Here is an 11,192-nt window from a genome sequence, read left to right on the forward strand (position 1 = left end):
CTGTTGTCGAAGTCTGACACGGACGAGTACGCCGTGTTCGGTTTCGCTCGGTTCGGGTCGGGTACTCCGTAGGGGCAACGTTCGATGACAGAGGAGGACCCATGGCCGATTTCGTCGACAAGGCAAAGCACAAGGCAGAAGAAGCAGGCGGCAAGATCAAGGAGAACACCGGTCAGGCGACCGGTGATCGTGATCTCGAAGCCGAGGGTCGCGGCGACCAGACCTCCAGCGGGTTGAAGCAGGCCGGCGACAAGATCTCGGATGCCGCAGAGCACGTCAAGGACGCTTTCAAGAAGTAGTCACGAACTGCGCGGTGCCGGTAGTTTCGACTACCGGCACCGCGCGTGTCTGTGGGTCCTACTTCGAGGTGCCCTCGGTGTCGTCGAAGAAGTGCCAGGTACCGTCCTGTTCGTTCTGTGCCTCCATGCGCCAGCCGAGTTCGCTGTTGTCGGCGCGCTGGTCGACGAACCAGGCGTGCGCGTCGTCCGCGCTCTCGATTTCCTTGGTGTCCACGACGTTCCCGGTCGGGTCGATCACTCTGTAGGTAGCCATGCCGAGTGTCTTCCCACGCGACTCGCCGATCAAACGTCGGGCGAACCTTCTGGTGTAGGGTGGGGTCATCGTTCGGCTCGCATACGATGAGCAACCTCGCACCTCGGTGCCCGAAGGTTCCGAACCGGACGTGAGAGTTCCCCGCCGCGTGTACCGCGGCCCCTCTTCTTCGCACTGCCCCACGGCCGGGGTCTACCCGGCCGCACCCGAAAGGACGGCCATGAGCCAGAACAAAGAATTCGACAATCCCCTCTTCCTCGCGCCCACCACTCCGGAAGCCGACGCCGAGATCGAACCCGTCACGGCTGTCGCCGAGGTCAGCGGCCCGCACGACTACACCTCGATCTTCTCCGCCCGCGGCGCCTGATCCCGCCTCATCCGGCCGCGAAGTCGGCCAGTGCCTGCGACGCCTGCGGGTCGCCGACGCCAGATCGAACGGAAGCTTCGGTGGGAAGTACCACTCGGTGAAATCCAGGGGTGGCTCCGACGGATTCCGCGCCAGCTCCGCGATCGACGTCACCTCGCTCCCCCGATCGGTGTACCACGCTTCGTCGGGTGACGACGCCGTGCCCACCTCGTCGTAGTCGAGCCACCGGTAGACGACTCCCGGATCGGTGAAGACCTCCGGTGACGCCTTGGGTGCGTCACCGAACAGCCCCCCGAGCACCTCCGGAGTGCTGGGAACGGGAAACAGCTTGTCGTGCACGGGCGCACCGGTGATGAACCCCGACGCTCGCCTGCAGGAATCCCAGTGGTTGCGAATTGTCGTCGAGGATCGCCCAGCACCGCCTCGGTGGTCGCGTTCAACGTCCGCACGTCCGGGTCGCCGGTCGCGAACATCGCGCAATCCCTCGACAACAGTGTCCGCAGCGTCGAGTCGACGTTCGGGTTGTCGGGCATCCGCGGGATGATTCCGTCGGTGCCGTCCGGGGCGAGTCGCGCCGCGAGTCCGGTGAGTGCGAGCAGATTCGTCGCCTCGGGATTGACGACCGCGGGAAGTGCCGGCACCGGGGGCGCCGTCGAGATCGATCCGGACAGCGCATCGAACGGTGCCGGCGTCGTCGGTGGTGACGGAAACTCCGCCGAAATCCCATTCCGCGAAATTGCCGGTGATGAAACTGCCGAGAGAATGTCCGCCGCACAACACTTTCCGCTTCCGCAGGGCCGGGCCGGGCCGGGAAGTTCGTGGCGCAACAGCTCGCACTGGTCGCGCAGCGTCTGTTCGAGTCCGGCGCGCGAGAGCCACGCGACGTCGGTGACGGTCGCGTGGCCGGCGAATCGCCGCCCATCGATCTCGGCGCCGTGGAAGGAGTAGTCGGTCGCCGTGTCGAGCGACCCCGTCCGCAGTGCCGCCTGCACACCTGTGTGGTCTTCGAGGCAGTTCGATCGTCGGTCCAGTGCCCAGAACTCGATGTGGCAACCGCGAGCGGCGGCAGTGAGGACGGTGTTGCGTGCGACGCTCTCGAGCGCACCCGCTCCCTCGAGGATCCCGGGTTGGGCGACGAGCACCCGGTCGGCGTCGGCCGAACTCTCCGGGCCGTCCGCCGATTGCCACCGCAGATACGCCAACCGGTCGCACGTGGCCGGTCTTCGGTCCCGCCTCGAGCGACAGGGGTTCGGATTCACGGAAACAGCAGAAGGAAGGGACCTTCGACTCTTCCGCTACGGGTGAAACGTGAGGGTAATGCCGCGACCTGGGCATTTATGTAACTTCGTGTCACGCGTTCGTTCTGCCGCCGTCCCGGGGGTGCCTGGAAGCCGCAGTGCTAGGGTCGCCAGTGACACGGGGTGCTCCGCACGAGCGGGGCTGAGAACACACCCGTCGAACCTCATCAGGTAATGCTGACGAAGGGATGTCCCGACATGGCCATGCTTGTCCACACGCCGTTCCGTTCCCGATCCGCGCAGTGAACGCGCGGCGATCTCTCGCCGGACTGCTCACCCTCGTCGCCGCGCTCACCGCGGTCGTCGGGTGCTCGTCCGGTTCCGAGAGCGACACCATCCGATTCGCGCTGGACTGGACGCCCAACACCAATCACACCGGGCTGTACGTGGCGCAGCAGGAGGGCCTGTTCGCCGATGCAGGGCTCGACGTCGAGATCCTGCCGTACAACAACGCGACGCCCGACACCCTCGTCGACGCCGGGAGCGCCGAGTTCGGAATCTCGACGCATGCCACCTCGACCATCGCCAGGGCATCCGGGTCCCGGACCCTCGCGGTCCTCGCACCCCTGCAGCACTGGGCGACGGGGATCGCCGTCCGGGGCGACAACCCCGACATCACGCGGCCGGCGGAACTCGACGGCAAGACCTTCGCGGGCTTCGCGAACCCCGGCGAGGACGAGATGCTCGCCGAGGTGATCCGCAACGACGGTGGTCGCGGGGAGTTCGAGGAGGTGACGCTCGGGACGTCATCGTACGAGGCCGTCTACTCGTCGACCGCCGACTTCACCGTGTCGTACCTGGCGTGGGAGGGTCTCGAGGCCGAGCGCCGCGGCCTGCCCATGCGGTACTTCCGCTTCACGGACTACGGCTTCCCCGACGCGTACGCGATCGTCGTCGATGGCAACGAGGACTGGATGACGGAGAACCCGGAGCAGGCACGCGCTTTCGTGCAGGCGCTGCACCAGGGTTACCGGATCGCCGCCGACGACCCCGATCGTGGAGCCCGGGCCCTGATCGAGGCGAATCCCGGGGCCTTCCCCGACGAGGAACTCGTCTACGAGAGCCAGCGCCTGCTCGCCGCCGACTACATGCGCGACGCCTCCGGTGCCGTCGGAGTCCTCGACGCCGGGAAATGGTCGGGCTACGCCCGATTCCTCTACGAGAACGGCCTGCTGTCCGGACCCGATGGCAGCCCGTTGACGACCGAGCCGGACTGGTCGACCTATGTCACCGATGACTACCTCGAAGACCGATAGCACCGGCCGCGCACGTCGACTCCTTCCCGCCCTGCTCGTCGCCGGGGCGCTGGTCGCGATCTGGCAGTCGTACGTCGTGGTGAGCGGTATCCGTCCGCAGGTGTTGCCGTCCCCCGCACGCGTTCTCACGCAAGGGTGGACACATCGGGTCGACATCGCCGGGCACGCCTGGTCCACCCTTCAGGTCACCCTCGTCGGTTTCGCCGTGTCGCTGGCACTCGCGTGGGTGCTCGCCATCGCCGTGGACTTCTCGCCGTGGTTGCGGCGGGCCTTCGTGCCGTTGTTCGTGGTGTCGCAGACCCTGCCGATCATCGCGATCGCGCCCTTGATGATCATCTGGTTCGGATTCGGACTGCTGCCGAAGATCCTCGTCATCGCGCTCGTGACGTTCTTCCCCGTCGCGATCGGACTGCTCGAAGGGTTCGCGGCGGCCGACCGCGAGGCGGGCGCGTTGCTGCGCAGCATGGGCGCGTCACGGTGGCAGCAGTTTCGTTACGTGCGCCTGCCGTCCGCGCTCCCCCGCTTCTTCACCGCCCTGCGGATCGGGATCACCTACGCCGTAGTGGGCGCGGTGTTTGCCGAATACGTCGGCGCGACATCCGGCCTGGGCATATACATGAGTACACAGAAGAATTCGTTCCGCACCGATCTCGTGCTCGCAGCCGTGCTGGTGACCGCCGTTCTATCGCTCACGTTGTACGCGCTGACCTACGTCGTCGAACGGGTGGTCGCGCCGTGGGCACTCACGGAGGATGCGACATGAGTGCGGTGACGATGGCATCGGTCCACAAGGCGTACGGCGACCGGGCGGTGATCGACGGCATCGACTGTTCCGTGGAGCCCGGTGAATTCGTGTCCTTGATCGGACCGAGCGGTTGCGGCAAGTCGACGTTGTTCTCGATCGTCGCGGGACTCGAACAGCCCGACACCGGTGAGGTTCTCGTCGGCGGCTCTCCCGCCGCACCCGGGCGGGTCGCGCTGATGCCCCAGAAGGACCTGCTCTTCCCGTGGCGGACGGTGCTCGACAACTGCACACTCGGGCTCGAGGTGCAGGGCGTACAGCGATCGGACGCTCGTGCCCGCGCCCGCGAACTGCTGCCGACCTTCGGCCTGACCGGATTCGAGGACGCTGCGCCGCACCAACTGTCGGGCGGTATGCGTCAACGCGCGTCGCTCGCACGCACGGTGCTGCAGGGACGCGACGTGCTCCTGCTCGACGAGCCGTTCGGCGCACTGGATTCACTCACCCGCACCGAGATGCAATTGTGGTTGCAGCAGGTGTGGCAGCAGCATCGCTGGACGGTGCTGATGGTGACGCACGACGTGCGGGAGGCGGTGTTGCTGTCCGATCGGGTCGTCGTCCTCGGTCCGCGACCGACGCGGGTGCAGCACGAGGTGCGTGTGCACCTGCCCCGGCCTCGAACCCTGGAGACGTGCGTGTCGAGCGAGTTCGTAGCGCTCGAACACGAGCTCATGGAGGTCCTGCACCGCTCACGTCACGAGGATCAGCGGAGGATTCCCTCTGGGTAGTCGCGGGTCGAACTGTCCGCCGACAGTGCATCCGCTACAAGATTCGCCATCCGCTGCAGCAATTTGCCGTGGCGAATGACGAGAACGGTAGCGGATGTGTTCGACGTGGCGGCCGGAACCCGCTCGTGCGCAGCGGATACGAGTATCGGCAGAATGACTCGTCACCACCGGGAAGTATCGACGTAGAGGAGCACTTCATGACCGACGCACATTCAGTATTCGCAGGCGGGGTCCTGGCTGTCACGGGCGGTGGTTCGGGCGTCGGGGAAGGACTCGCCCGCTACGGCGCGTCGCTGGGCATGAAGGTGGCCATCGCCGACATCGACATCGAAGCGGCCCGAGCGGTGGCGGACGATCTCGTCGTATCCGGAACCGAGGCGATCGCGGTGCACACCGACGTGCGCGACGCCGGATCCGTCGACGCGTTCTTCGCGACCGTCTACGACACTCTCGGCCCGGTCACCCTGGCGATCAACAACGCGGGTGTCGAGCAGTTCGGTTACCTGTGGGAAGTGTCCGCCGAGGAGTGGCAGCGCGTTCTCGACATCAACGTCACGGGTGTGTTCAACGGCGTGCGGTCCGTCGTCCCGCGCATGGCGGAGGCCGGCGTTCCGGCGCACATCTGGAATCTGTCGTCCATCGGCGGGATCGGAGCAGCCCCGCGTCAGGCGCCCTACATCGTGTCCAAGCACTCGACGCTCGCTCTGACCGAGTGCCTGAAACTGGAGGTCGAGGCGGCGGGATACGACATCACCGTCGCGGCGGTTCTGCCCGGCCCGGTGGTCAGCAGGATTTTCGAGCGGGCCGGCGGGGACTCGGAAGCCGGTGCACTCGAGCGCGAGGCAATGTTCAAGGTCGGTGAGAGCGCGATGCCCGCTCTGGAAGCGGCGGAACGGATCTTCGCCCAGGCGGCCGACGGCGCGTTCTACCTGTCGACGCATCCGGAGATGACCGGCTACCTGATGAACGGACGCGCCGAGCAGCTCCGGGCCCGGAGCGCTCCGCAGCTGCCTGTGGAGGCGTAGCGCACCTCCGAGCTGTGGTCATCCATCCGCTACAAGAATCTCCATCCGCTACGGCAATGCGCTGTAGCGGATGGCAAGAGAGGTAGCGAATGCATCGGGCGACCCCGGAATTGTGCCCCCAGTGGGACTCGAACCCACACTTGGCGGATTTTAAGTCCGCTGCCTCTGCCAATTGGGCTATAGGGGCGTGGGGATCACATTAGCGTTCACGACTGTCCACTACCGCGCCGGGGCGCGAGATTCTTGAAGTACCGTGCGACGGGCCAGCGTTCGTATCCGGCGCCCTCGTAGACGGCGCGCGCGCCGGCATGGCCCGGGTCACCGCCCGTCTCGACCATCGTCATGGTCATCCCGGCGGCGCGGACGAGGTCGTCGGCGTGGTTCATCAACGCCGACGCGACGCCTTTGCGCTGATGACGTGGGTCGACGGCGAGCACGTGGATCTCCCCCATGCTGTCCTCCGGGTGCACGCGCACCGACACCCAGCCGAGCAGCTCGTCGCCGTCGACGGCCAGATGGACCGACTCGGGTTCGTCGTCGAGGACCCTGCCGAGATCGTCGATCTGCCGCGACTCCCAGCCGTTCGGATAGAAGGAGTCGTAGACGAAGGCCGGGACGGCGGGCCGGTACAGCTCGAAGACGGGACGCCAGGCCCGGATCGAGAGATCGAGTATGTCGCTTCGTCGTTCGGCCGTGTACGCTTCGATCCTCATTGCTCCTCGACCTCCTCGGATCCGACTTCGAGTGTGCTCCACACCGGGCTGTAACGCACCTCGATTTCCGGCCGACATCCTGCGGGGACACAAGTACACAGCGGACAGCCGGGTCGTGGACCGGGCACGAAGAGAAGGACAACGGATGCGCTTCACGACCGCACGCCCACTGACCGGGCGACTCGCCACCGCGGTAGCCGTCATGGCCCTGGCAGCGACGCCGAGCCTGGTGGCCGCACCCTCCGCACAGGCCGAAGGCATCGTCTACCCCGCGTCCGTGAACGACTCCTTCTACAGCACCCCGGACGACATCGCCGATCGGCAGCCCGGTGACGTCCTCGCCGCGCGCGTCGTTCCGCCGCCGCTCGGATTCCCCGGCACCGACGCCGTCCAGCTGAAGTTCCGGTCGACGAACTCCGCCGGCGAACCGATCTCCGCCGTGACCACCGTGCTGTCCCCTCAGGGTGGGGCGCCGGGTCGTCCGCTCGTCTCGTACCAGGCCATCATCAACGCACTCGGACTCGAGTGCGCGCCGTCGACGGCGCTGTACGCACCGAACCCACTGCGAGGGATCCGGGAGTCCCCCGGCCTGCTCATCGCGATCCAGCGCGGCTGGTCGCTGGCCGTTCCCGATCATCTCGGACCGAACAGCGCCTACGGCGCCGCGAAGGTCGGCGGGCAGATCACCCTCGACGGCATCCGGGCCGCGCAACGCTACGCACCGCTCGAACTCGCCGACAGCCCGGTCGGCATCGCCGGCTACTCCGGCGGCGGGATGGCGACGGCGATGGCCGCAGCACTCGCCCCGACCTACGCGCCCGAGATCCCGATCGTCGGCTCCGCCTACGGTGGCGTCCCGATGGACATCGGCGAGATGGCCCGGGAACTCGGCGAATCCGCTCATCCCGCCTTCGGATTGGCGATGGCGGCCGCCCTCGGCCTCGAACGTGAGTACCCGGACCGCATGCCGGTCAGCGAGCAGCTCAACGGTGCGGGGCAGGAACTGCGCGACCGCATCGCCAACGCGTGCACCAACGAGATCCTGCTCGCCGGTGCCGGTCGCAGCATGGCCGACGTCGCCGACGCGGCGGCGGGCCTTGCCCTGCTCGACAGCCCGACCGTGCAGGAGGTGCTGATGGAGAACAGCGTCGAGAAGGTCGCGACGGTGCCGAATGCCCCAGTGTACGAGTGGCATTCACCGACCGACGTGCTGATTCCTCTCGATGCGATCTCCACGACGCTGCGCAGGTACTGCGACGCCGGGGTGGCGGTGCGGACCGAGCTCGTGCCGAGTCCCGATCACATCACTGCCGCCGTGATCGGCCTGCCGGGTGCACTGGACTTCCTCGACGGCCGATTCGCCGGCGTCGCGCCGTCGTCGAACTGCGGGACGGTATGAACACCGCTCGGAGCGTGACCGGACGACGATTCCGTCGGACGTTCGCGGTCGGCATGTCGCTTGCCCTGCTCGCGGTTCTTCCGGGCACGGCGTCCGCGCGCCACCAGGAGTTCGTTCCCCTGCCGACCACATACTCGTTGGGGCGGGACCACTCGGTACCGTGCAGCGGGCAGCTGACCGGCCACGTGTTCGCGCCACACGCTCGACCGGGAACGATCCTCGTCGATCTGTCCTGGTCGACGTTCTTCGGCGGTTCGTGCACCATCACCGCATTCGTCAACCACTGGGGAAGCAAAAGGAACGGCGTACGCGCCCTCGAGCTGACGTCGGCTCCCGGCGAACCCGGGCACGCTCCCAGCGGACAGATCAGTATCGACATCGGTTCCGGCGATGCGGGAATGACGGTGACCACCGACGACCTCAACACGACCTATCTCGACCCTGCCCGGTTCACCACTCGTTTCACGGTGCCCTGACGGGATTTCCGGTCGCCGTAATCGTTTTCACCGATCCGGCCAGGACATGCATCAGGCCCGCCTCGAATGACGAGGCGGGCCTGATGGTGTCTCGGATCCCCTGGGGGACGGGAGGTCGAATCAGATCACGGTGATACCGGTGGCCTGGGGACCCTTGGCACCTTGGCCGATCTCGAAGCGCACGCGCTGGTTCTCGTCGAGGCTGCGGTAGCCGCCCGACTGGATCTCCGAGTAGTGCGCGAACACGTCAGCGCTGCCGTCCTCGGGGGCGATGAAGCCGAATCCCTTGTCGGCGTTGAACCACTTCACGATTCCCTCTGCCATGTCTGTCTCCTTCTGTCGTGTTACTCGAGCTCCGCCGTGAGTTCGGTGGAGCGAGGCCGCCATCACATGCGGTGACTTCCGAAAGGAGAACCAACCGCCCGCAACAAGGATTTGCGAGCGTGGACAAGACGCGAACAAAAACTTCGACCGAGTCCCAGTCAACCACACATTCTCCGATTCGTGTGGATCGAGCCCCGGAAACCGGGGTCGAACCCACACGAATCGGTGAACTAGCGGGCGACGGAGAGAGCGATGCCGTCGAGGATGTCGTGCTCGCTCACGACCAGCTCGGCGATGCCGGCTCGGCGACCGAGTTCCTCGGCGAGCACCATCGTGATGATCGAGCCACCACCGATGACGTCGACGCGGCCGGGGTGCATCGGGCCGAGCGCCGCGCGCTTCTCGCGGGTCGCGGCGACCAGACCGTCGCACACCTCGCGGAGGCGGTCGAACGGCACCGACGACAGGTGGATCTTCTCGGAGTCGTACTCGTCGAGTTCGAGGGCGAGCGCGGCGAGGGTGGTCATGGTGCCCGCGACACCCACCCAGGTGTGGGCCTGCTCGACCGGCACCCGTTCGAGCGCTTCGCGGATCTTGTCCGCCGCGACCTCCCGTGCCGCGGCGACCTGCTCCGCGGTCGGCGGGTCGTCGTGCAGGCACCGCTCGGTCAGCCGGACGCAGCCGATGTCGGTGGAGTAGGCGGCGTGCACACCGTCGGCGTCGCCGAGAACTACCTCGGTGGAACCACCACCGAGATCGACGACAACGAAAGGACCACGCGCGGAGTCGAGTTCGCCGACAGCGCCGGCGAAGGACAGACGCGCCTCCTCGTCGCCGGTGATGACCTCCGCCTCGGCCCCGGGAATCACGGCACCGAGCACTTCGCGGGTCATCGCGAAGAAGTCCTCACGGTTGCTCGCGTCGCGCGTGGCCGAGGTGGCAACCATGCGAACGGCGGTGGCGCCGGTCTCGCGGATCAGGTCGGCGTACTCCACCAGCACGACCCGCGTGCGTTCGATCGCCTCGGGTGCGAGACGACCGGTGGCGTCGACGCCCTGTCCGAGCCGCACGACCTTCATGAGGCGGGTGACGTCGGTGAGAGTGCCGTCCTCCGCGATGTCGGCGATCAGCAGGCGGATGGAGTTGGTGCCGCAGTCGATTCCCGCGACCCTCACTGTTCTTCTCCACGCAGCTCGGCGTAGGTGGGCCAGTCGGCGGGGATCGCCGTGCCACGCAGACCGGCGTCGGCGGCGAGTGCGACGGATTCGTCGCCGAGCGGGTTGACGCCCGGTCCCTTCGCGAGCGAATGGGCGATCAGCACGTGCAGGCACTTGACGCGCTCGGGCATGCCGCCGCCGGTGAAGCCGGTGCCGAGCGACTCGATCGCGTCGCGTTCGGCCAGGTACGACTCGTGGGCGCGCAGGTAGCCCGCAGCCAGTTCCTCGTCGGTGCCGAGACGCTCGGTCATCTCCTTCATGACCCCGGCCGATTCCTGTCGGCTCGCCTCGGCCGTGAGGCGCGGGTCGGTGAGGTAGTAGAGCGTCGGGAAGGGCGTGCCGTCGGGCAGCTTGGGCGCGGTCTTCACCACTCCGGGCGCACCGTCGGGGCAACGGTAGGCGATGGCCAGGACGCCGCGGGGTTCGCGCCCGAGCTGGGCGGCGACGGCGTCGAGGTCTTCTTGCGTGACGTGATCGGTCACCCGGGGACATCTCCTGGTTCTGGGGGTGCCACAGGCATCTGCTGCGGCACGGGTTCGGGCTCGGGTTCGGGTGCCGGTTCGGAGACCGACAACCACAGGTCGCTGTACCAGGCGCCGGTCGTCGGCCGCTCGGGTTCGCGCTCCTCGCGTTCGGGCGGGGCGTCGCCCGGCAGTTGCACCTGGTAGGGAATGTCGCCGGGGACGACGAACCGCAGTCGCTCGCGGGCCTGGGCGCGGACCCAGGCCGGGTCCTCCATGCGGGCCTTCTGTTCCTCGAGGGCCGCGATCTCCTGTTCGAGCTGCACGCGTTCGGCGGCGAGCTGCTCGGCTTCGGAACGCTGGCTCACGTAGGTGCGCAGCGGCACCGCGAGGGTGAGCGCGAGACCACACACGACGAGGGCGAGCACCACGGCGCGGCCGGTGGACAGGCCCAGGACGGTGCGTTCGGTGCGGGGGCGGCGGGAGTCGCGGGGCGCGCCGACCCGGGTGGGGCGGGCTCGCCCCGAACCACCGGGGCGGCCGCGACCGGGCGACGAATGAACGGGGTCCTCGC

General features: G+C 67.4%; 15 protein-coding genes, 1 tRNA gene and 1 riboswitch. Of the genes, 9 read left to right on the top strand and 7 right to left on the bottom strand.

All coding sequences use genetic code 11. The annotated features are described in order from the left end of the window. Window positions 1-101 precede the first annotated feature (101 nt). Complete coding sequence (locus ACLBYD_RS04580) at window positions 102-299, top strand: CsbD family protein (protein WP_213931986.1); 198 nt, start codon at window positions 102-104, stop codon at window positions 297-299. A gap of 58 nt (window positions 300-357) precedes the next feature. Here ACLBYD_RS04580 and ACLBYD_RS04585 read toward each other — a convergent pair whose 3' ends face one another. Next, on the bottom strand, window positions 358-552 hold the full coding sequence (locus tag ACLBYD_RS04585) for a hypothetical protein (RefSeq protein WP_059381617.1): 195 nt from the start codon (window positions 550-552) through the stop codon (window positions 358-360). 220 nt (window positions 553-772) lie between these two features. Here ACLBYD_RS04585 and ACLBYD_RS04590 point away from each other — a divergent pair, with 220 nt between their 5' ends. The 6 genes from ACLBYD_RS04590 (at window position 773) to ACLBYD_RS04615 (ending at window position 6,028) form a co-directional block, all read left to right on the top strand. Beyond that, window positions 773-919 carry a hypothetical protein gene (locus ACLBYD_RS04590; protein WP_447815565.1) on the top strand — a complete coding sequence of 49 codons (147 nt, stop codon included), beginning with the start codon at window positions 773-775 and terminating at the stop codon, window positions 917-919. A gap of 426 nt (window positions 920-1,345) precedes the next feature. Beyond that, window positions 1,346-1,867, top strand: a complete 522-nt coding sequence (locus ACLBYD_RS04595; protein WP_447815566.1) for a hypothetical protein — start codon at window positions 1,346-1,348, stop codon at window positions 1,865-1,867. Window positions 1,868-2,326: 459 nt separating this feature from the next. Next, a riboswitch (TPP riboswitch) is annotated at window positions 2,327-2,423 on the top strand. A gap of 36 nt (window positions 2,424-2,459) precedes the next feature. After that, window positions 2,460-3,473: an ABC transporter substrate-binding protein gene (locus ACLBYD_RS04600; RefSeq protein WP_447815567.1), complete on the top strand. Its 1,014-nt coding sequence runs from the start codon at window positions 2,460-2,462 to the stop codon at window positions 3,471-3,473. Further along, window positions 3,451-4,236 carry an ABC transporter permease gene (locus tag ACLBYD_RS04605; protein WP_447815568.1) on the top strand — a complete coding sequence of 262 codons (786 nt, stop codon included), beginning with the start codon at window positions 3,451-3,453 and terminating at the stop codon, window positions 4,234-4,236. The genes ACLBYD_RS04600 and ACLBYD_RS04605 overlap by 23 nt, the downstream gene beginning before the upstream one ends. Then, window positions 4,233-5,003 (top strand): ABC transporter ATP-binding protein, encoded by a 771-nt coding sequence (locus ACLBYD_RS04610; RefSeq protein ID WP_447815569.1) that lies wholly within the window; start codon window positions 4,233-4,235, stop codon window positions 5,001-5,003. Before ACLBYD_RS04605 ends, ACLBYD_RS04610 begins: the two co-directional genes overlap by 4 nt. A 197-nt stretch (window positions 5,004-5,200) precedes the next feature. Next, on the top strand, window positions 5,201-6,028 hold the full coding sequence (locus ACLBYD_RS04615; protein ID WP_447815570.1) for an SDR family NAD(P)-dependent oxidoreductase: 828 nt from the start codon (window positions 5,201-5,203) through the stop codon (window positions 6,026-6,028). A gap of 113 nt (window positions 6,029-6,141) precedes the next feature. On the opposite strand, the gene ACLBYD_RS04620 is transcribed toward ACLBYD_RS04615, so the two are convergent. Both ACLBYD_RS04620 and ACLBYD_RS04625 read right to left on the bottom strand, forming a co-directional pair. Continuing rightward, window positions 6,142-6,215 (bottom strand) — tRNA-Leu (locus ACLBYD_RS04620). A gap of 19 nt (window positions 6,216-6,234) precedes the next feature. Next, window positions 6,235-6,741, bottom strand: a complete 507-nt coding sequence (locus ACLBYD_RS04625; protein ID WP_447815571.1) for a GNAT family N-acetyltransferase — start codon at window positions 6,739-6,741, stop codon at window positions 6,235-6,237. Between the two features lie 145 nt (window positions 6,742-6,886). Between ACLBYD_RS04625 and ACLBYD_RS04630 the strand changes: the two genes are divergently transcribed. Then, a complete protein-coding gene (locus ACLBYD_RS04630; RefSeq protein ID WP_447815572.1) occupies window positions 6,887-8,140 on the top strand; it encodes a lipase family protein in 1,254 nt (417 codons plus the stop codon). 14 nt (window positions 8,141-8,154) lie between these two features. After that, the gene (locus ACLBYD_RS04635; protein ID WP_447815573.1) at window positions 8,155-8,616 is read left to right on the top strand and encodes a hypothetical protein; all 462 of its coding nucleotides are present in this window, start codon (window positions 8,155-8,157) and stop codon (window positions 8,614-8,616) included. A 120-nt stretch (window positions 8,617-8,736) separates the two neighbouring features. Here the strand turns inward: ACLBYD_RS04635 and ACLBYD_RS04640 are convergent, their stop codons facing one another. From ACLBYD_RS04640 to ACLBYD_RS04655, 4 genes are all read right to left on the bottom strand, one after another. After that, window positions 8,737-8,940 (bottom strand): cold-shock protein, encoded by a 204-nt coding sequence (locus tag ACLBYD_RS04640; protein ID WP_016932996.1) that lies wholly within the window; start codon window positions 8,938-8,940, stop codon window positions 8,737-8,739. Between the two features lie 230 nt (window positions 8,941-9,170). Continuing rightward, entirely contained in the window at window positions 9,171-10,115 is a 945-nt protein-coding gene (locus tag ACLBYD_RS04645) for a Ppx/GppA phosphatase family protein (protein WP_447815574.1), read from the bottom strand. Continuing rightward, window positions 10,112-10,639 carry a DUF501 domain-containing protein gene (locus ACLBYD_RS04650; RefSeq protein WP_447815575.1) on the bottom strand — a complete coding sequence of 176 codons (528 nt, stop codon included), beginning with the start codon at window positions 10,637-10,639 and terminating at the stop codon, window positions 10,112-10,114. The genes ACLBYD_RS04645 and ACLBYD_RS04650 overlap by 4 nt, the downstream gene beginning before the upstream one ends. After that, the coding region (locus ACLBYD_RS04655) for an FtsB family cell division protein (protein WP_447815576.1) at window positions 10,636-11,192 on the bottom strand (557 nt) is incomplete at its 5' end. The genes ACLBYD_RS04655 and ACLBYD_RS04650, both read right to left, overlap by 4 nt.

It is taken from the genome of Rhodococcus sp. C26F (assembly GCF_053345925.1).

Excerpts from the sequence above, each read along its gene's own strand:
- ACLBYD_RS04615 (WP_447815570.1), top strand. The coding sequence starts at position 5,201 with ATGACCGACGCACATTCAGTATTCGCAGGCGGGGTCCTGGCTGTCACG.
- ACLBYD_RS04610 (WP_447815569.1), top strand. The coding sequence starts at position 4,233 with ATGAGTGCGGTGACGATGGCATCGGTCCACAAGGCGTACGGCGACCGG.
- ACLBYD_RS04590 (WP_447815565.1), top strand. The coding sequence starts at position 773 with ATGAGCCAGAACAAAGAATTCGACAATCCCCTCTTCCTCGCGCCCACC.
- ACLBYD_RS04585 (WP_059381617.1), bottom strand. The coding sequence starts at position 552 with ATGGCTACCTACAGAGTGATCGACCCGACCGGGAACGTCGTGGACACC.
- ACLBYD_RS04630 (WP_447815572.1), top strand. The coding sequence starts at position 6,887 with ATGCGCTTCACGACCGCACGCCCACTGACCGGGCGACTCGCCACCGCG.
- ACLBYD_RS04640 (WP_016932996.1), bottom strand. The coding sequence starts at position 8,940 with ATGGCAGAGGGAATCGTGAAGTGGTTCAACGCCGACAAGGGATTCGGC.
- ACLBYD_RS04580 (WP_213931986.1), top strand. The coding sequence starts at position 102 with ATGGCCGATTTCGTCGACAAGGCAAAGCACAAGGCAGAAGAAGCAGGC.
- ACLBYD_RS04605 (WP_447815568.1), top strand. The coding sequence starts at position 3,451 with ATGACTACCTCGAAGACCGATAGCACCGGCCGCGCACGTCGACTCCTT.
- ACLBYD_RS04625 (WP_447815571.1), bottom strand. The coding sequence starts at position 6,741 with ATGAGGATCGAAGCGTACACGGCCGAACGACGAAGCGACATACTCGAT.